At 37.0% G+C, this 18,512-nt stretch carries 19 protein-coding genes; 17 read left to right on the top strand and 2 right to left on the bottom strand.

The features are described 5' to 3' along the window. The first annotated feature begins 6 nt into the window (after positions 1 to 6). Both rsmD and coaD read left to right on the top strand, forming a co-directional pair. Positions 7 to 573: a 16S rRNA (guanine(966)-N(2))-methyltransferase RsmD gene (rsmD, locus tag ACIQX2_RS01290; RefSeq protein ID WP_402846130.1), complete on the top strand. Its 567-nt coding sequence runs from the start codon at positions 7 to 9 to the stop codon at positions 571 to 573. 1 nt (position 574) lies between these two features. Beyond that, a complete protein-coding gene (gene coaD / locus ACIQX2_RS01285) occupies positions 575 to 1,060 on the top strand; it encodes a pantetheine-phosphate adenylyltransferase (protein WP_402846128.1) in 486 nt (161 codons plus the stop codon). 295 nt (positions 1,061 to 1,355) lie between these two features. Here coaD and ACIQX2_RS01280 read toward each other — a convergent pair whose 3' ends face one another. Next, positions 1,356 to 2,231 (bottom strand): hypothetical protein, encoded by an 876-nt coding sequence (locus ACIQX2_RS01280; RefSeq protein ID WP_402846126.1) that lies wholly within the window; start codon positions 2,229 to 2,231, stop codon positions 1,356 to 1,358. Between the two features lie 97 nt (positions 2,232 to 2,328). Here ACIQX2_RS01280 and ACIQX2_RS01275 point away from each other — a divergent pair, with 97 nt between their 5' ends. Beyond that, the gene (locus ACIQX2_RS01275) at positions 2,329 to 3,375 is read left to right on the top strand and encodes a SepM family pheromone-processing serine protease (protein ID WP_402846124.1); all 1,047 of its coding nucleotides are present in this window, start codon (positions 2,329 to 2,331) and stop codon (positions 3,373 to 3,375) included. 1 nt (position 3,376) lies between these two features. Here ACIQX2_RS01275 and ACIQX2_RS01270 read toward each other — a convergent pair whose 3' ends face one another. Then, a complete protein-coding gene (locus tag ACIQX2_RS01270; protein WP_402847471.1) occupies positions 3,377 to 4,594 on the bottom strand; it encodes a nucleotidyltransferase in 1,218 nt (405 codons plus the stop codon). A gap of 124 nt (positions 4,595 to 4,718) precedes the next feature. Here ACIQX2_RS01270 and ACIQX2_RS01265 point away from each other — a divergent pair, with 124 nt between their 5' ends. From ACIQX2_RS01265 to ACIQX2_RS01200, 14 genes are all read left to right on the top strand, one after another. Beyond that, positions 4,719 to 5,258 carry a YceD family protein gene (locus ACIQX2_RS01265; RefSeq protein ID WP_402846122.1) on the top strand — a complete coding sequence of 180 codons (540 nt, stop codon included), beginning with the start codon at positions 4,719 to 4,721 and terminating at the stop codon, positions 5,256 to 5,258. Between the two features lie 24 nt (positions 5,259 to 5,282). Continuing rightward, positions 5,283 to 5,456, top strand: coding sequence for a 50S ribosomal protein L32 (rpmF, locus tag ACIQX2_RS01260; protein WP_090562877.1), 174 nt, complete (start codon positions 5,283 to 5,285; stop codon positions 5,454 to 5,456). 91 nt (positions 5,457 to 5,547) lie between these two features. Further along, on the top strand, positions 5,548 to 6,309 hold the full coding sequence (locus tag ACIQX2_RS01255; protein ID WP_402846119.1) for an enoyl-CoA hydratase/isomerase family protein: 762 nt from the start codon (positions 5,548 to 5,550) through the stop codon (positions 6,307 to 6,309). Positions 6,310 to 6,369: 60 nt separating this feature from the next. Further along, positions 6,370 to 6,768 (top strand): transcriptional regulator, encoded by a 399-nt coding sequence (locus ACIQX2_RS01250; RefSeq protein ID WP_402846117.1) that lies wholly within the window; start codon positions 6,370 to 6,372, stop codon positions 6,766 to 6,768. Between the two features lie 206 nt (positions 6,769 to 6,974). Beyond that, positions 6,975 to 8,336 carry an acetyl-CoA carboxylase biotin carboxylase subunit gene (locus tag ACIQX2_RS01245; protein ID WP_402846116.1) on the top strand — a complete coding sequence of 454 codons (1,362 nt, stop codon included), beginning with the start codon at positions 6,975 to 6,977 and terminating at the stop codon, positions 8,334 to 8,336. Next, on the top strand, positions 8,333 to 8,545 hold the full coding sequence (locus ACIQX2_RS01240; RefSeq protein WP_093059917.1) for an acetyl-CoA carboxylase biotin carboxyl carrier protein subunit: 213 nt from the start codon (positions 8,333 to 8,335) through the stop codon (positions 8,543 to 8,545). The genes ACIQX2_RS01245 and ACIQX2_RS01240 overlap by 4 nt, the downstream gene beginning before the upstream one ends. Before the next feature lie 15 nt (positions 8,546 to 8,560). Then, entirely contained in the window at positions 8,561 to 10,102 is a 1,542-nt protein-coding gene (locus tag ACIQX2_RS01235; RefSeq protein ID WP_402846114.1) for an acyl-CoA carboxylase subunit beta, read from the top strand. Positions 10,103 to 10,785: 683 nt separating this feature from the next. Next, a complete protein-coding gene (locus ACIQX2_RS01230; protein WP_402846112.1) occupies positions 10,786 to 11,676 on the top strand; it encodes a ketopantoate reductase family protein in 891 nt (296 codons plus the stop codon). Next, complete coding sequence (locus ACIQX2_RS01225) at positions 11,660 to 12,046, top strand: DUF3397 domain-containing protein (RefSeq protein ID WP_402846110.1); 387 nt, start codon at positions 11,660 to 11,662, stop codon at positions 12,044 to 12,046. Before ACIQX2_RS01230 ends, ACIQX2_RS01225 begins: the two co-directional genes overlap by 17 nt. A gap of 108 nt (positions 12,047 to 12,154) precedes the next feature. Then, positions 12,155 to 13,771 (top strand): bacillithiol biosynthesis cysteine-adding enzyme BshC, encoded by a 1,617-nt coding sequence (gene bshC, locus ACIQX2_RS01220; protein ID WP_402846108.1) that lies wholly within the window; start codon positions 12,155 to 12,157, stop codon positions 13,769 to 13,771. A gap of 622 nt (positions 13,772 to 14,393) precedes the next feature. Further along, positions 14,394 to 14,825 carry a division/cell wall cluster transcriptional repressor MraZ gene (gene mraZ / locus ACIQX2_RS01215; protein ID WP_402846106.1) on the top strand — a complete coding sequence of 144 codons (432 nt, stop codon included), beginning with the start codon at positions 14,394 to 14,396 and terminating at the stop codon, positions 14,823 to 14,825. Positions 14,826 to 14,971: 146 nt separating this feature from the next. Beyond that, positions 14,972 to 15,922 (top strand): 16S rRNA (cytosine(1402)-N(4))-methyltransferase RsmH, encoded by a 951-nt coding sequence (rsmH, locus tag ACIQX2_RS01210; RefSeq protein WP_402846104.1) that lies wholly within the window; start codon positions 14,972 to 14,974, stop codon positions 15,920 to 15,922. Beyond that, on the top strand, positions 15,923 to 16,291 hold the full coding sequence (gene ftsL / locus ACIQX2_RS01205) for a cell division protein FtsL (RefSeq protein WP_402846102.1): 369 nt from the start codon (positions 15,923 to 15,925) through the stop codon (positions 16,289 to 16,291). Then, a complete protein-coding gene (locus ACIQX2_RS01200; RefSeq protein WP_402846100.1) occupies positions 16,288 to 18,492 on the top strand; it encodes a penicillin-binding transpeptidase domain-containing protein in 2,205 nt (734 codons plus the stop codon). The genes ftsL and ACIQX2_RS01200 overlap by 4 nt, the downstream gene beginning before the upstream one ends. The last annotated feature ends 20 nt before the right edge of the window (positions 18,493 to 18,512 follow it).

Here is an 18,512-nt window from a genome sequence, read left to right as displayed (position 1 = left end):
TAAAAAATGAGAGTTATAGCAGGTTCGAAAAAAGGACTGCCTTTAAAAGCAGTTCCAGGGATGAATACAAGACCAACTACTGATAAAGTAAAAGAGTCCATTTTCAATATGATTGGACCTTACTTCGATGGGGGAATTGCCGTTGACCTGTTTGCAGGAAGTGGTAATTTAGGGATAGAATCGTTGAGTAGAGGTATTGAAACATGTATCTTTATCGAAAAGGATCCAAAAGCAGTACAAACTATTAAAGATAATTTGATGAAGAGTCGTTTGGAGGATTCAGGAGAAATTTTTAAAGCTGATGCGACAAGAGCAGTGAAAGCTTTTGAGAAAAGAGAGCTTAAAATTGATCTGTTATTTGTGGATCCTCCCTATAACAAAATAATGTATTATGATTTAGTTCAGACATTAATAGATAGAGGCTGTATGAGTGATAATGCGATTATAGTTTGTGAGCACGAGAAAAATGTCACACTTGAAAAATCCTATGGTGACTTTGAATTAGTGAAAAAAGAGATATATGGAGGTACGGTGATCTCTATTTATCGTTGCCTGAAAGAAGAGGAGAATTAAATTGGGAAAAATAGCTGTAGTACCAGGAAGTTTCGATCCCATTACTAATGGACATTTAGATATTATTAAACGAGGAGCCTCTATTTTTGGAGAGGTTTATGTTGTTGTTTTGAATAACTCCTCTAAAAACCCACTATTCTCTGTCGAAGAAAGGATTCATTTGATCGAAGAAGCCACTTCTCATTTACCAAATGTCAAAGTGCAAACTTTTTCTGGTCTACTGATAGATTATGCTGAAAGTGTGAGTGCAAGTGCAATCATTCGAGGCTTACGCGCTGTTTCTGATTTTGAGTATGAAATGCAAATTACGTCTATGAATCGGGTGCTAAATGATAAAATTGAAACATTTTTTATCATGACTAAAAACCAATATTCTTTCCTGAGTTCGAGTATCGTTAAAGAAGTTGCTAGGTATGGCGGTAATATAGAGGAACTTGTTCCGCCTCATGTTGAAAGAGCACTTAATGAAAAATACAATAAAAATTAATCAAACGAGAACCTCGACATCCAATCGAGGTTTTTTTTCTTCCAACAACGCTGATTTCCGTTTCAGGTGGGGTACAAAGGGTAAGAGCACCACAACGCGATCGCAACGCCTTCGTGACCAACATCCTGTTAACCTCCTGGGGTGAGCGATGCGTCATCACCGACGCTAATGCCTCGCTTTGATGTCTCAACTGTCTCACTTATTCATTTGGAGTCGCCACCTTGCACTCTAATCAAAATAATGTGTAGTAGTCGACTAAAAGATTGATCACAGCGTAACTCTAAGTCCAGCTATCTTATAAGAAAAATAAGATAGGAATGATGAGCATGTGAAGAAAGCGGAATAGAATATATTTTCTAATAGGTATCTTTGCTTTTTGAGCAAGTACTATTATTTGCATATGAATACTTACTCCACTAAAAGCTATAATAAGAGCAACTATAAAAGGTAAAAACGTGGAGCCTGTCAACATTTCTCCAGCTAAGCTAATCCCACCAGTCATTTCAAAGAGAGATGCTACAAAAACTAATAGGACAGGTGAAATATTAGGGACAATTTCTTTGACGGATTCAAACACGATAAAACTTACTGTAGTAAAAAAAATAACAGTCGTACCAATAAGCAACAATATCTGATAGGTCTCTTTTATACTTTCCTGAAATGGTGAATCAGAAGTCTTTTGAACATGTCTATTTTCATGGATAGCAGGAGATAAAATGATAAATACTATTAAAAACAATAAATTTACAGCATGGATTATTAGTAAAAGTTTAATTCCCGCAATTTCTGCATGGAAGATTTCTATTCCTACAAACCCTATAACAAACATTGGACTAGGGGCATGACATATGGCAAGCAACCACCCTGCATTACTTTTATTCAGTGTACCAAGATCCTTTAAAGAGGCTATTATCGCAGCGCCACTAGGAAACCCGCCTATTGCACTTAATAAGTAAATATTAACGTACAGTTTAAACTTATTCGTCGTATTTAAAAAAGAATTTTGAGAACGAATAAATAGCTGAGTTATTACTAAATAAGGTAATAAATAAGGCAGTAGGGCGGTTGTGAAAATCCTCATTCCTTCGACTGCACCTTTGTGTGCAACTCCAGGCTGTAAAAACAAAAGGATAATTAGAGCCCAGCTGCCAATCGTTATTAGTCTATGCATGTAAAATTCATCCTTTGTTCACATAAATTTTGTCAGAAAAAAATGGAAGTGATAAACTAATATTCAAATGAGTTGTAGAAAGAGAGGGATATTTTTGATGAAGAAGAGAAATCCTATAATCCTTCTTTTCATAGTAATAATTGTGTTAGCATTAGGTTTTTATCCAATGGAGTTTTATATTTCTAAACCAGGTGGTGCATACGAACTGGATCCATTTGTAAAAGTAGATGGAGGTGATCAGGATGACAAAGGTACATTGAGTCTCCTTACTATTGCCCTTGCAAAAGCTACTCCGCTCACATATGCCTATGCCCAAGTGACGGACAGTCAAAAAATTTACAAAGCAAATGAAATCCGTCAAAAAGATGAAGATGAGAAAGAATATAATGTTCGTCAATTAAAGCTTATGTCTAATTCTCAATTTAATGCTATTTCAGTTGCATTTGATCGAGCAAATAAGCCTTACACTGTATCAAATAACGGAATATTTATTTTTAATGTGGTTGATGAAAGTGCAGCTGATGGAATATTAGAGGCTGGAGACAAAATTTTAAAGATTGATGATATTGATAATTTAACGGAAGAGTCTATAAGAGCCTATCTAGCTAATAAAGCAGAGGGTGATGTTATTCGTTTAAAGGTCGAACGTGATGGTAGCCAGTTGGATAAAGAAGTATCCCTTAAAACTATACCAGGTGTACTTGATACGCCAGCAATCGGTATTAGCTACACGGCAGACAAAAAAGTTGAAACGACACCTGCTGTACATATAAACTCCGAAGATATTGGAGGACCATCTGCTGGACTAATGTTCACTTTAGAAATCCTAAATCAGTTATTGCCAGAAGATATTACTAAGGGTTATAAAATAGCAGGAACTGGTGAAATGAGAGAGGATGGAACTGTTGGTAGAATTGGTGGGATTGATTTAAAAGTAATTGCTGCGGACAAAAAGGGTATGGAAATTATGTTTGCTCCTGACGATGAAATTGATCCTACCATTTTGGCTAATAATCCAGAACTAACATCTAATTATGAAGAAGCCTTAAAATCTGCAAGAAAAATAGGCACGAAAATGAAAATCGTACCTGTGAAAACTATTGATGATGCACTTGCTTATTTAGACCAATTAGAGCCTAAATAATCTATTCAAAAATTATGGGAGCAATTCGAAAATCACTGCCAACCATATGTTGACTAGATGAAGTTTGTAATCCCAAGTAATATAAGTCAGCTGCTTTGATGTCTAGTTGCAATTGTTTATCCTTTTTACTTGCGGCTACCCTGCTTATAAGAGGAAGCTGCAAGTCTTTTTTAATACTCTGTAAATATGCCTGTCCCTTCTTATTCATTGCTAAAGGTCTAATATAAGTGGGGGCATCTATTTCGCGTAATTGACTCCACGTAAAGTCGGTGTAAATGTGTGTTAGCATTCGCTGGATCCGTGTCCATGTAAAGCGCTTCGATTTTATTTGCTTCATAAACGATTGAAAGCTAGTATGGGTCCTTGCTGCTTTCCAAATGGCATTTTCCATTCCCTCCGTGATTTCGGCGATTTGAGCCAACTTCTCCGGAGACGAGCGAAGTATAAGTAATCGTAATGTCGGATAAAACTTTTCCCAGCTTGCAAAAGAACCGTGGAAACTTTCCCATTCGATTAGCCCTTCTAAACTTTTGTTAGGCATGTAAGCATCTACTGCTGAAAGCTTCTGACCCTCGAAAAGTAGTTTACGAATACCCGTTGCGCTTGCAATCGTTTCGGAATTGCTTGCATCATCATGATAATTAGCGACTACACGCTGAATCGTTTCGGGTTGAATTTTACTATTTAACAGATTTGCAGCCTGAATATAATGGTATCCCAATATATTATTTGGTTTGGAAAGATCAACTAACCGGACATTAGTGTTTTTAGAAATCTCATGATAGGCTTCATTTAATGCTTTCGGATAGCTCAGCCCTTTTTTCATGTAACCTGCTATGGCTGTATTATATTCTTCATTATTGGTTAATAATAGATTGTACGTTTGTTGAAATGCCTCTAAAGAACCCTCTTCACTTCCGAAGCAAAAGGAATGGCATTTTAAAGCATCTAATAAAAATATAGCCCCTTTTGCAAAATCACTTGCTTGTGCTGTAGCAAATGCATAAGGAAGCTCAATTACTAAATCAACACCCGCAGCAATAGCCATTTTGGAGCGAGTCCATTTATCTACAAGTGCTGGTTCTCCACGCTGTAGAAAATTACCAGACATTACGGCAATAACAATATCGCTATTTGTTTTTATACGGGTTTGCTGTAAATGATGCAAATGACCGTTATGAAATGGGTTATATTCTACAACAATTCCAGTCGCTTTCATCTTCAAATCAAATCCTTTCCTTAATCCAAGTATAGTGTTAAAATAATGGAGTGACAAGAAATTATCTTGACATCTAAATTCAGACATTATATAATCAACTTTGTTGTCTTGAGGTGATAATCGTATGAAATGGGCAATTCATCAGCTATCTAAATATCGTGAGAACGGACTAACTTTAGATGAATTCGTGGAACTCGAAAACGTGAAGAAGCGGAACCAGGACGTTCGAAGTATTTCACCCGTTCACGTAAAAGGGCACTGTACATTTGGTGCAGCGCAAATGACTTGTCACTTTCAGCTTTCAGGAACTCTCATTTTACCATGTGCACGCACGTGGGAGGATGTAGAATTTCCATTTGAGATTCAATCTGATGAAATTTTCAGCTGGTCTGAGACAGCATTAGCTTCTGCAAGAGCATATGATAATTTTCATGTTGTTGAAGGTGATGTTATTAATGTAGACCCAGTTTTAGAAGAATTGATTCTTCTAGAAATTCCAATGCAAGTGTATAAAGAAGGTGCAGACCAATTTAAACATGAGGGTGGAAATGGTTGGAGTTACACAACAGACGAAGAGCTCAATGAAATGCAGGAAGATGAACAACCAAAATTAGATCCAAGACTTGCTGATTTAGCAAAGTATTTTGATCAAACAGACGAATAATAGATCTGTAAGGAGGTGCCACCTATGGCAGTACCAGCTAGAAGAACTTCTAAAACTGTAAAAAGAAAGCGTCGTACACATTTTAAATTATCCGTACCTGGTATGGTTGCTTGTTCAAATTGTGGTGAAATGAAATTGGCTCACCGTATTTGTAAATCTTGCGGTCAATACAAAGGGAAAGAAGTATTGAGCAAATAATTCAGTATTTGTTCCTTAAAAGACTACCAAAGAGACCATGGCTCTTAGGTAGTCTTTTTCTCTATATATTTTTAAAAAGGGGTGTTTGATAATGGCTTATACGTTAACAAAGAGAAAAGAAGTAATCATATTAGAAATAAACAGACCTAATATTCATAATGCGGTAAATATGGAGGTTTTAGAGGGGTTTAAAGAGTTAGTACATAAAGTAAAAAATGATAGTTCTATTAAGTTAGCAGTTATTACTGGAGCAGGTGAAAAAACTTTTTGCTCCGGTGGTGATTTATCTGTTCTACATAAATTAAAAACAGAGCATGAATCATATGAAATGTTAAGTGAAACTGCTGCTATTTTATATGATGTTGCTACAATGACCATTCCTACTTTAGCGTTAGTAAATGGAACAGCCATAGGTGGAGGGTGCGAGATTGCAACTTTATGTGATTATCGTTTAGTTAAAAAAGAAGCAAAATGTGGATTCATTCAAGGTCAATTAGCAATTACTTCTGGCTGGGGTGGTGGAACCTATTTGTGGGAAAAGGGAATGCGACAAGACTATACGCTCCAAATGTTAACCGAGGCGACTCCTTATCCATCTGACAAACTTCAGGCTATTGGCTGGGCAACGGAAGTTTTTGAAGGAAATAAATATAATGCGTTAGAATTATTTATCGATAAAATGATTGTGCCTCATGAGACTGTGCTACAAGCATACAAAATGCAATTAGTTAGAAAGTGGGAGCAGTCTAATTTATTTGAACGAATTATGGAAGAGGTTCGAACATGTTCTGTGCTTTGGGCGCAGGAAGCACATCATCAAGCGGTCGATGCATTTTTATCTAAAAAGAAATAATATAAGAGTCTATTTGTACCCACTTTGCATATATTAATAAAAAAGCAAAGGGTGATCCAGATGAATGTCAAATTGAGAAAAGATAGTTGGACTGAGGAAGAAGATAATCTTCTAAAAGAAATAATTTTAAACAAAATTAATGAAGGTCACACACAAATTTCTGGTTTTCAGGAAGCGAGTGTCTTACTTGGAAGGTCAAAGCAGGCATGTGCATTCCGATGGAATAAAAACCTACGCCCTCAAATTATTAAAAAAGAACAAAAACCGACTGCTTACTCTACTAAAGAATTAGCAGATTCATCCTCTCTACAAAACCATTTGCAACTGGCAATGGAAAGCTATGATGAAATGAAAAATTCCTATGACGAAATTTCAAGTGCCTATAATTTGTTGAAAAACGATTATGAACAACTATTAAACTGGGTCAAACAAGGTATTACACATATTGAACGCAAGTAAGAGAGGCCTTTTTTAGGGCTTCTTTTCTTGTGCATTAGAAAATTTATCTTTGGCATATAGATAATTTACTAAAAAGTAATCTTCGTCCAGACGCCAGCGCTTTTGTTCTTTAAAAGTCATTTCTTAAGAAATTAGTTGAAATCGCTTTCATAATTCGTATAGACTAATATAGATGGGGAAATTGTTCGAATAGAGGGGGATGTAATTTGAAGAAAGTTTTAATAGCAAATCGGGGAGAAATAGCTAGACGTATTATAAAAACATGTAAAAGATTAAATATCGAAACAGTAGCAATCTATTCGGAGGCAGACAAAGATCTGCCTTATGTAAAAGAAGCTGATTATGCATTTTTAATAGGACCTAGCCAAGTTCAACAATCCTACTTAAAAGCAGATGATATTATTGCGCTTGCAAAAAGGGAAAAGGTCGATGCGATTCACCCAGGCTACGGATTTTTATCGGAAAATGCTGAATTTGCTCGTAAAGCCGAGGCGGAAGGTATTATTTTTATTGGTCCAAAGCCTGAGACAATGGAAAAAATGGGAGATAAAATCGGATCTCGAATCACGATGATTAATGCAAACGTTCCGGTTGTTCCGGGAACGGAAGAAGGACTGGCAACTGTAGAGGATGCAATACTAGCTGCTGGTTCGATTGGATATCCAATCATGCTTAAAGCTAGTGCCGGCGGCGGTGGAATTGGAATGATTCGCTGTGATGATGAAACTACCCTTGTAAAACACTTTGAATCGATTAAGACGCGAGCAAAATCCTATTTTGGTAGCGATGTCGTTTTTCTTGAAAAATTCATAGATTCTTCGAGACATATCGAAGTACAAATCTTTGGGGACAAGCATGGCAATATCGTTCATTTATTTGAACGAAATTGTTCAGTACAGCGTAGAAACCAAAAAGTTATGGAAGAGGCACCTTCTCCTAATTTTCCGCAGGAAGCTAGGGAAAAACTATGGGAGGCTGCTGTGAATGCAGCGAAAGCTGTAGACTATATAAATGCTGGTACGGTTGAATTTATCGTAGATCATAATCATCAATTTTATTTTTTAGAGATGAATACGAGGTTACAAGTAGAGCATCCGATTACGGAAGCAATTACTGGATTCGATTTAGTAGAATGGCAGTTAAAGGTTGCCGCAGGAGAAGAGCTGCCAGTGAAAGACCAATCTTCGATAAAGTCCCATGGACATGCTATTGAATTTAGAATATATGCGGAGGACCCAAAAACATTCTTTCCGTCTCCAGGAACAATCGCTTCACAAAGCTGGGAAACAGAAGAAGATATCCGAATTGACTCAGGTTATGAAGAAGGCGATAAAGTCACGCCGTTCTATGATCCGATGATTTCTAAAGTTATAATCCATGCGGAAAATAGAAAATTAGCGATTGAGTCTGCACAAAAAGTGTTTTCTTCTGCTAAAATAGAAGGTGTGAAAACAAATATTCCACTATTCCAACAGTTCTTGAAAGATGAGAGCTTTACAAGTGGGGAGTATTCAACATCCGTCTTAGGGGAATGGATGCAGAGACAAAGGGAGGAAGTTTCAAAATGAAAAATTTAGAATCGTCAATGGCAGGAACCGTATTTACAGTAAATGTAGCAGTTGGAGAAGAAGTATCAGCTGGACAAGTAGTAATGGTATTGGAATCAATGAAAATGGAGATTCCAATCGAAGCGGAAACAGCAGGAAAGATTGCAACGATTAACGCCCATGAAGGCGATTTTGTAAACGAAGGCGATGTTTTAGTAACGTTTGAATAAAGGGGGCTTTACAACGTGGGAGAAACAAAAGGGTATAATGATAGATTAGAAGAAAAGCTAGCCTCCGTTTATGCTGGAGGACACGCTAAATATCATGAAAAAATGAAAGAGCAAAATAAATTATTTGTCCGTGACCGTTTGGCGTTACTTTTCGATAATGGGGAATATATTGAAGATGGTCGCTTTGCGAATGTAGAGGCAGGGGATTTGCCAGCAGATGGGGTTGTGACTGCTACTGGTAAAGTAAATGGGCAAACTGTTTGTGTAATGGCAAATGATTCTACGGTAAAAGCTGGCTCATGGGGATCACGTACCGTCGAAAAAATAATTCGTATTCAAGAAATAGCTGAAAAAAATAGAGTGCCAATGTTGTATTTAGTAGACTCGGCTGGTGCGCGAATTACAGATCAGCTAGACATGTTTCCAAACCGTCGTGGAGCAGGAAGAATATTTCATAACCAAGTAAGGCTTTCAGGCTTTATACCACAAATTTGCCTGCTATTTGGACCATCTGCTGCAGGAGGAGCGTATATCCCTGCATTTTGTGATGTTGTCTTTATGGTCGAAGGAAATGCTTCCATGTATTTAGGTTCACCCCGAATGGCAGAAAAGGTAATTGGTGAAAAGGTAACATTGGAAGAAATGGGTGGAGCACGTATGCACTGTACAGTCAGTGGTGTAGGTGATGTACTTGTTTCGACAGAAGAAGAGGCAATATCTGAAGCTAAACGCTATTTAGACTTCTTCCCGGCTAATTACACAGAGAAACCAAAACAAGTAAAACCAAAGGCAATAAAAGCTGGAAGAACACTTGAAGAAATCATACCTGAAAACCAAAACGCACCATTTGATATGTATGAAGCGATTGAAGCGATTATCGATGAAGGAAGCTTCTTCGATGTGAAGAAGCTATTCGCTCCTGAATTAATTACGGGCTTAGCACGAATTGATGGAAGAGCAGTAGGTATTATTGCCAATCAACCGAAAGCTAAAGGCGGGGTGCTCTTTGTTGATTCAGCTGATAAAGCCACAAAATTCATCTCACTTTGCGATGCATTTTCAATTCCATTATTATTCCTAGCTGACGTTCCTGGATTTATGATAGGAACGAAAGTAGAACGTGCAGGAATTATTAGACATGGTGCGAAGCTAATTGCTGCGATGAGCTCTGCAACAGTTCCTAAAATATCTGTAATAGTACGTAAGGCATATGGAGCAGGTTTATATGCGATGGCTGGTCCAGCTTTTGAGCCGGATGTGTGCATTGCTTTACCTACAGCTCAAATTGCTGTGATGGGACCTGAAGCGGCAGTAAATGCAGTGTATTCAAACAAAATTGAGGCAATCGAAGATCCAAAGGAACGATTGAAATTCGTTCAAGAAAAGCATGCAGAATATAAAGAGGAAATTAATATATATAAACTTGCATCTGAAATGATTATTGATGAGATTGTAGCACCAAGCAGTTTACGATCAGAGCTTGCAAATCGTTTGCGATTTTATGAAGATAAACAAATAGTAAATGCACCTCGAAAACATCCGGTGCTTCCTGTATAATAGTGTTTAAAGCTAAGGTCTACCTCTGAGGTAGACCTTTTTTAAAAGATAAGAAAGTATATAAAAATGTCTTGTGAACACTGGGTTTAGGAGACTAGTGAGAATAAGTAATTCTATGATTTTCGTTTCAGGTGGACGCTTTCCGTGGGGTGAGCGATGAGCTATCACCGTCGCTAGCGCGTCGATGTGATATCTCATCTGTCTCACTCATCCCACAGGAGTCGCCACCTTTCACTACAATCAACTATGTGTGTAGTACTGCACTATAAGATTTAGCATAGCTTCTCGCTTAGATGTTAAGAGTAGTCAAACTTAATGTAGGGATAAAATCGTCTGCTTAGTTAGGAATACTAATTTATTTGGACAGAAGAAAGTGGATTTTCTTTGATTAGAGACCCTTTCATCCTTAATTATTTGAAGATAAAACACGTATATTTAGGGGGTTTAATACCCAATTATACGCTTATATAAAGTGGACTTTGTTGATTGGAGCGCAGAGCGGCGACTCCTGTGGAACAGCGCGAGCTGAAGACCCTGGACTGAGCGTAAGCGAGGGAAGCGGCTGAAGCCGTGCCCACGGAAAGCTTCCGCTCGGAGCGGAAATCAATGGCATTTCTACGTTTTGTTATTAAAGGACCGGGCGTCTTTTGCCCAGTTTTTCTTAGAACTCAGAGGTGAAATTTATGAATATAGGGATTGTTGGTGCAGGCGCAATAGGGTTATTATTTGGCGCTTATTTATCGGAATCAGGCCATCGAATTACTTTCTTAGTTCGAGAAACTAGTATAGATAAGAAATTCTACATAGAAAAAATCAATGAAAAACCACAACAAATTACATGTGATATTGTTTCAAATATGGCTGAATTAAAGCAAATGGATTTTATTATACTTGCTGTGAAATACCATCACCTGTCGCAAATAGAAGACCAATTGAAATCTTTACCACTGCATATTCCTCTTCTATTTATACAAAATGGTTTATCACATTTAGCACTTATAGAGCAATTAAAACAAGAAACTATTATGATTGGTTCTGTACTACATGGTGCTACGAAAAATAATAATTCCACCGTTCAACACCTAGGGTTAGGTCCAACCTACATTGGATTATTTAAGGGAGAATGGATTAAGATTCATGATTTGGTGGATAAGAGTACCGAACAGTTTCCGTTAATTTTAACGCCAAATATTGAACAAATGCTTGTAAAAAAAGCAATGTTAAATTGCTTGATCAACCCATTGTCCACTATTGCACGAGTAACAAATGGTGAGCTTGTTGAAAATGATTCATATAAAGTTATATTGAGAGATATATACGACGAAATGATGGAAGCATTTGAAGAATGGAAAGATAGACTTGCATGGGAAGAAGTTGTAGCCCTATGTGAGAATACTCGATTAAATCGATCTTCTATGCTTAAGGACTATGAGAATGGTCGAATAATGGAGTTAGATACGATAGTTGGCGCTATATTAGAAATGGCAGCTCAAAGAAAGCATAAGTTGCCTATTTTACATGCCTTTTATTTATTATTAAACGAATTAAATAAAGCAGGTGATTATAATCGATAATGTTCTTTCGGTTCTCATTATATATCCAATAGTCGTTTTCTTAGCAGTATTTCTTTTTAGTAAATCTGTTCTACATAAAAGAAAAAAGTCCATTGGAATAGCATCCGATATAACCACTTTCTTTTTATATTTTTCTATTGCTAATTTGTTTACTTTCATTTTCTTAAAACAGATTGGTTGGTATCTCGTTATTTGCTCCATTGTTTTAGCGACAATTATGACTATTTTAGAATGGCGCTCTAAAAAAGAGATTGAAGTAATCCCACTGTTAAGGAAAATTTGGAGATTATTATTTCTGCTATTATGCTTCGTATATGCTGTTTTATGGTTATTCGGAGTTATCAGATATGTTTTTAGTTATATAAGCTAATAATTTTCACACTTAAATAGTAAATGATATACTCTTAAAGTATTTAAAAATGATAGCTTTGGTGAATTTTCACCAAATGAATTTGATAATAACAGAGGTGGAAAAAACGTGCGATTAGAGCAGTACACACAACCATTCGCTTCCTCATTTTATAAGAAATATTTGGAAGATACAGCCAACTTATCTTCTTTCTTTCATTATGAATGGAATCAAACGGCACTTAACAAAAGGCTCCAAGAAGCTGATTTTAGCAAACATAAAAGAACTGAACTCGCTGAAGTGATTACTTCGTTTATGAGTAAATATGGTATTTCAGTAAAGAGTAGCCAACATATAGATGAACTTAGAAATAATGGGGTTGTAGTTATAGGTGGACAGCAAGCAGGGATTCTTTCAGGTCCATTGTATTCGATTCATAAAGCAATTTCCGTTATTGCATTGGCAAAACAACAAAGAGAGATACTTGGAGTACCCGTTATCCCTGTTTTTTGGATTGCAGGAGAGGATCATGATATTGATGAGATTAATCATGTATACATAGAAAGAAGCAGAACACTTCAAAAGCTAGTTTATCCCGAAAAATCTAGAACGAAGAAAATTGCTTCCGAATCTTCTTTTGATCAGCAGTTAATGGATGGCTATTTAAATGAAATATTCAAAAGCCTACCGGAAACCTTATATACCAAAAAACTTCAATCAAAAGTGATGGGGCTTTTAGAAAATAACTTAACGTATACAAGCTTTTTTACTGCCATGATGAACGAACTTTTTCAAGAGGAAGGGTTACTATTAATCGACGCTGCCTATAAGCCATTAAGGAAATTGGAAAGTGATTATTTTCAATTGCAAATACTTCATGCTTCAGAAATAGCTAACGCTGTATTTGAACATGAAGGGAAAATGGATCAGCAAGGATTTGGAACGCCAATACAAGCGAAGGAATCTGCTGCTCATTTGTTTTACATCGTAGAGGGTGAGCGTTTCCTATTGGAAAGAGTGAATAATTTATTCATCAATGAGGCAAAGGGACTATCGTTTACATTAGATGAGCTGATGGAGATTGCTCGAGAAAACCCTGAAAAGTTAAGTAATAATGTTGTGACTAGGCCGATTATGCAAGAAATGGTCTTTCCAGTATTAAGCTTCATCGCAGGACCTGGAGAAATTGCTTATTGGGGTACATTAAAAACAGCATTTGAGCTTTTTGATATGAAGATGCCAGTACTAATGCCACGTATTAGTATTTCGATAGTCAATGCAAAAACACAATCATTACTTGAAAAGCTGTCCTTTACAATTGACGACGTATGGGATGGAACTCTTCAAGCTGCTAAGTTAGATTATATTAATAATAATCGTAATGAAGAAATTCCTTATTTGATCAAAGAAATCAAAAAAGATCTTATAGAGAAGTATGACCAGCTGGAGAAATTATTATTGGACGATGGGTTGAAGCTTTCTCCTTTACTGCAAAAGAATTTAACCAATCATGAAAAACAGTTGAAATTTATCGATAATGCCATTGAGGATACGTTCTTAAGTAAATTAGATGCGACAATTAATCGTTACGATTATATAAGTAGGAGTCTGGTACCAAATGGCGGTCTGCAGGAACGAACTTTTACTCCGATACAATTGTTAAACGAATATGGTCCCTCTCTAATTGAAAAATTATTAGAGGTTCCATATGAATTTAACGGTAAACATCATGTGATTTTCTTATAATTCAACGTCCCCACTTTCATAGTGGGGATTTTTTTATGGGAACATGTAAAAATGTCCTCTGAACATTTAGTTGAAGGACTTGTTAGAATGAAAAAAATAAACATCTGATTTCCGTTACAGGTGGACGCGTTTTGCAGGTTAGGGATGAGCTGTCACCTCGCTAACCCACGGAAAACGTCCGACCGGAGCGGCAATCAACTGCATATCTTGTATTAGTTCTTAAAAGACTGGGCGTTTTATTGCCCGGTATTTCTTATGGAAATATGCAAAATAGAATTTTAAAAGGGGTCTGGGAAAAAATCCTTTTCCAACTTGAACCTCAATTATTCCAACTAGCACTCCCGGAATTCCAACTAACGCCTGCGAAATTCCAAACACCCCCCAAAAATATTTCAGATAACCCCAAAAACGTGGCAGCTGCCCCCCACTTTTTGACCAACCCTATCAAATACCATTCAATCAAGTCTAAAAGTTCTATGATTACTTTGTTGAAATTGATAGAAAAACTGTCTCAACAAGTACTATTTACACATTTTAAAGAAATATTGGCCGTTTTTTAAAAAAACGGTGGAGGAAAGTGGGGCGATGTGGTATGTTAATGACATAAAGTGGGGTGAGTAGCATGTTCATGGGCGAATATCAACATAATGTTGATGCGAAGGGACGTTTAATTATTCCTTCCAAATTCCGAGAGCACTTAGAGGACAGTTTTGTTCTGACACGTGGTCTTGATAATTGCTTATTTGGTTATCCTATGGATGAATGGCGAAAACTCGAGGAAAAACTTAAAGAACTTCCCGTAACAAAGAAAGACGCTCGTGCATTTACTCGTTTTTTCTTCTCCGGTGCAACCGAAGTAGAAATAGACAAACAAGGTCGTATCAACATTCCAAATAACCTCCGTAGCTACGCAAAAATGGATAAGGAATGTATCGTACTTGGAGTATCGAATCGTCTAGAAATTTGGGCAAAAGATGCTTGGGATAATTATTATGAGGAATCAGAGGATTCTTTCAATGATATTGCAGAAAATATGATTGGTTTTGATATTTGACTTAATTCAGCTAGAGCAAACCATACTGAATTATGTTAATGCCTTAGGCGGATGTCACAGATTTTTTAAAGGAATGTATCGAGCGAGCTCGATAAAGATCTAGACACCAATATGTCGAGGCAAATTAGATTAGAGGAGGGAAAGGCTTGTTTCATCACACAACCGTACTATTAAAAGAAACAGTAGATGGACTAGCTATTCGTCCAGATGGTGTCTATGTGGATTGCACACTAGGAGGCGCGGGCCACAGTGAATATTTAGTAAAACAATTAAATGAAAAAGGTAGACTTATTTGCTTTGATCAAGATATGACTGCTATTGAAAATGCCAAGCTAAAACTAGCACCATATTTAGATAAAGTAACCTTTGTACATGCTAATTTTCGTTATTTAAAAGATGAGCTTTACCAAATCGGTATTGAAAAAGTGGATGGAATTTTGTATGACTTAGGTGTGTCATCGCCACAATTGGATACGCCAGAGCGTGGGTTTAGCTATAACTATGATGCTCCTTTAGATATGCGGATGGATCAAACTAGTGAGTTGACTGCTTACCATGTTGTCAATGAATGGTCGTATGAAAAGCTACTCAAAATATTTTTCCGATACGGGGAAGAGAAGTTTTCCAAACAAATTGCCCGTAAAATTGAAAAAGCTAGAGAAATAGAACCAATATCTACTACTTTCCAGCTTGTAGAACTTATAAAAGAGGGAATTCCAGCAGCCGCTAGAAGAACTGGTGGACATCCTGCTAAACGTATTTTTCAGGCAATACGTATTGCTGTGAACGATGAGTTAGGAGCAGCAGAGGACTCACTTGAAGATGCAATTAAGCTTATAAAAGTAGGGGGAAGGGTGAGTGTTATTACCTTCCATTCTCTAGAAGATAGACTAACGAAAACGATTTTTAAAGAAGCATCCACTTTACCAGATTTACCACCAAATATACCAATGATTCCTGCAGGTATGGAGCCAATGTTAAAACTGATTACAAGGAAACCGATTGTCCCGTCGGAGGAAGAATTAGCGGTAAATAATCGTTCCCGTTCAGCTAAGTTACGTATTGTGGAAAAATTAATCGAAAAGGGAAGTGTCTAAATGGCTTTACGTAAACAACAGTCACAAACATACATAACACGCCCTTCTTACACGGAACAACCACATGTAAAGAAGTCGGCAAAACAACGTAATAATCTAATTTCTCGAGGAGAGAAAATTCTATTAATGGGATTGTTATTAGTAGTCACTGTTCTGTCTTTAATGATTATTCAATCAGAAACTGCTGTGCGAGCTACTTCTACCGATATTTCTCTGATGGAAAAGGAAATTGACTCTGCAGTAAAAAAGAATAACGACTTGTCTGTACAAGTAAGTGAATTATCTACCTATGAACGCATTTGGAAAAAGGCGGAAGAGCTCGGTTTGAAACTGAATGAGCAAAACGTAAAGGTAGTGCCAGGACAATGAATAAGAAATTTCGTTTTCAATGGGGAGCCTTTCTAATGTTTTTACTATATGGAGGGCTCTTTTTCTTATTACTTAGTCGTTTTGTGTTTATACAGTACACAGGCACAGCAGAAGGCCAGGAATTAACAACGAAGGCAGAGAACAAGTATAGTAGAGAACAGATTCTTCAAGCGAGTAGAGGCAAAATAGTCGATCGTAATGGTGAAGTTATTGCGCAGGATACGCTTAGTTACAAAATGATAGCTGTCATTAGCCCAAAGGCTTCAAGAAATAGCGGCATACAACGACATGTAAGTGATACAGCAATGACCGCTAAAGTATTATCCAATTATATTAATATGTCTGAAGAAGAGATTAAAATTTTACTAGATAAAAATGTTGAAGCGAAGAAATACCAAGTAGAATTTGGAAAAGCAGGTAGGGATATTAGTAACCAACTTATGGAAGATATTAAAAGTAACAAGCTACCTGGAATTATATTCATTGAGGATCTGAAAAGATTATATCCAAATGGTCAATTTGCTTCGCATTTAATAGGCTTTGCACTAAAAGAAGAAAAAGAAGATGGGACATTTAAGGCAGTAGGGAAAATGGGACTTGAATATATTTATGATGAGGAGTTAACGGGTACTCCAGGAAAAGTAGAATTCCAAAGTGACACAAAAGGCTTTCTACTACCGAATGCTGAAAAAATGGTGACAGAGGCACAGGATGGCTTGAATATCCAGCTTACCCTAGATAAAACCATCCAAAACTTTCTTGAGGATGCTTTGAATCAAGTGCAAGAAAAATACGAACCAGAAAAGTTAACTGCTGTAGTGGCAGATCCTAAAACTGGTGAAATCTTAGCAATGTCCCAGCGCCCAACCTTTGAACCGAATACGAGAGAGGGTCTTTCCACTAACTGGTTAAATGAAGTGACAGAGCAGACAATTGAGCCGGGATCTACCTTTAAAATATTCACACTAGCTTCTGCTATAGAAGAGGGGGTATGGGCACCTAATGCTACATTTAAATCTGGTTCCTATACGGTTTATGATACAACTATTCGTGATCATAATGTAGTAGGGTGGGGTAATATCTCGTACTTAGAAGGCTTTCAACGATCGTCCAACGTCTCAATGGCATACTTACTCCATCAAATTGGAGAGAAAACATTCAATGAGTATATCAAACTATTTGGATTTGGTCAGAAGACGGGCATAGACCTTCCACATGAAGCAACAGGAATTATCGCAGATTCTGGTCCAGTTGAACGTATTACTACAACCTACGGACAGGGTACAACTGTTACACCGATACAAATGGTGCAAGGTATGACTGCTATAGCTAACGAAGGTAAAATGATGCAGCCTTACATTATTGATAAAATTGTCAATCCAAATACAAATGAAGTAGTACAGAATCATAAACCGATTGAAAAAAAATCTCCTATTTCTGCAGAAACCGCACAACGGGTAAAAGAAATACTGGCAAGCACCGTAACGTCAGAAAAAGGTACTGCCCAGAAATTTAAGTTAAATGGTTATACATCAGCAGGTAAAACAGGTACTGCCCAAATACCAAAACCAGGTGGAGGTTACTATTGGGGCAAAAATGATTTCTTATATTCTTTCATAGGAATGGCTCCAGTTGAGGATCCGCAGTTAATCGTGTATATCATGGTACACCGACCTAAGTTGGAGTTAACAGAATTTGGTTCTGATACCACATCAGACATTTTCAATACGGTCACAGAAAGAAGTTTAAAATATTTAAATATCGAGCCAGAGAATCTGGAGCTTGCGAATCCGATTGAAATGCCTAAAGTAATCGGTGGAAATTTAATAGAAAGTCAAAGTAAACTGGAAGCTCTAGGGTTAAAAACAATCGTTATTGGTAATTCCGGTAACGTTAATGAACAATACCCAGAGGCTAGTTCATCAGCTATTTCCAATAGCACCGTCTTCATAAAGGGGCAGGGAGATATACAATTACCTAACTTTAAGGGATGGTCCAAGAGAAATGTGATGATTTATAAATCATTATCCAATTTACCGATTGAAATTGTTGGGGAAGGATTTGTAACAGAACAAAGCTTGACAGGAGACTCGATTGTAACAGCTGATACGCCAATAGTCGTAAAACTCTCTACTCCAGATGAAGTTACCAATATGGAAACTGAAGAGGAAATAATAACAACGGATCTGCCGCAGGACTAAAGAGGAAGAGAATAGTTAGA

The sequence above is a fragment of the Psychrobacillus sp. NPDC096623 genome, from assembly GCF_044762655.1.
In the GTDB taxonomy this organism is placed as follows: domain Bacteria; phylum Bacillota; class Bacilli; order Bacillales_A; family Planococcaceae; genus Psychrobacillus.
The sequence above is the reverse complement of the archived record's forward strand: the minus strand, read 5'-3'. Positions and strand labels throughout refer to the sequence as shown.

What these genes read in the sequence shown, in the direction of transcription:
- ACIQX2_RS01250 (WP_402846117.1), top strand. Translation starts at nt 6,370, where the DNA reads ATGAATGTCAAATTGAGAAAAGATAGTTGGACTGAGGAAGAAGATAAT.
- rpmF (WP_090562877.1), top strand. Translation starts at nt 5,283, where the DNA reads ATGGCAGTACCAGCTAGAAGAACTTCTAAAACTGTAAAAAGAAAGCGT.
- ACIQX2_RS01240 (WP_093059917.1), top strand. Translation starts at nt 8,333, where the DNA reads ATGAAAAATTTAGAATCGTCAATGGCAGGAACCGTATTTACAGTAAAT.
- ACIQX2_RS01255 (WP_402846119.1), top strand. Translation starts at nt 5,548, where the DNA reads ATGGCTTATACGTTAACAAAGAGAAAAGAAGTAATCATATTAGAAATA.
- ACIQX2_RS01270 (WP_402847471.1), bottom strand. Translation starts at nt 4,594, where the DNA reads ATGAAAGCGACTGGAATTGTTGTAGAATATAACCCATTTCATAACGGT.
- mraZ (WP_402846106.1), top strand. Translation starts at nt 14,394, where the DNA reads ATGTTCATGGGCGAATATCAACATAATGTTGATGCGAAGGGACGTTTA.
- ACIQX2_RS01230 (WP_402846112.1), top strand. Translation starts at nt 10,786, where the DNA reads ATGAATATAGGGATTGTTGGTGCAGGCGCAATAGGGTTATTATTTGGC.
- ACIQX2_RS01200 (WP_402846100.1), top strand. Translation starts at nt 16,288, where the DNA reads ATGAATAAGAAATTTCGTTTTCAATGGGGAGCCTTTCTAATGTTTTTA.
- rsmD (WP_402846130.1), top strand. Translation starts at nt 7, where the DNA reads ATGAGAGTTATAGCAGGTTCGAAAAAAGGACTGCCTTTAAAAGCAGTT.
- ACIQX2_RS01265 (WP_402846122.1), top strand. Translation starts at nt 4,719, where the DNA reads ATGAAATGGGCAATTCATCAGCTATCTAAATATCGTGAGAACGGACTA.
- ftsL (WP_402846102.1), top strand. Translation starts at nt 15,923, where the DNA reads ATGGCTTTACGTAAACAACAGTCACAAACATACATAACACGCCCTTCT.
- ACIQX2_RS01280 (WP_402846126.1), bottom strand. Translation starts at nt 2,231, where the DNA reads ATGCATAGACTAATAACGATTGGCAGCTGGGCTCTAATTATCCTTTTG.
- ACIQX2_RS01275 (WP_402846124.1), top strand. Translation starts at nt 2,329, where the DNA reads ATGAAGAAGAGAAATCCTATAATCCTTCTTTTCATAGTAATAATTGTG.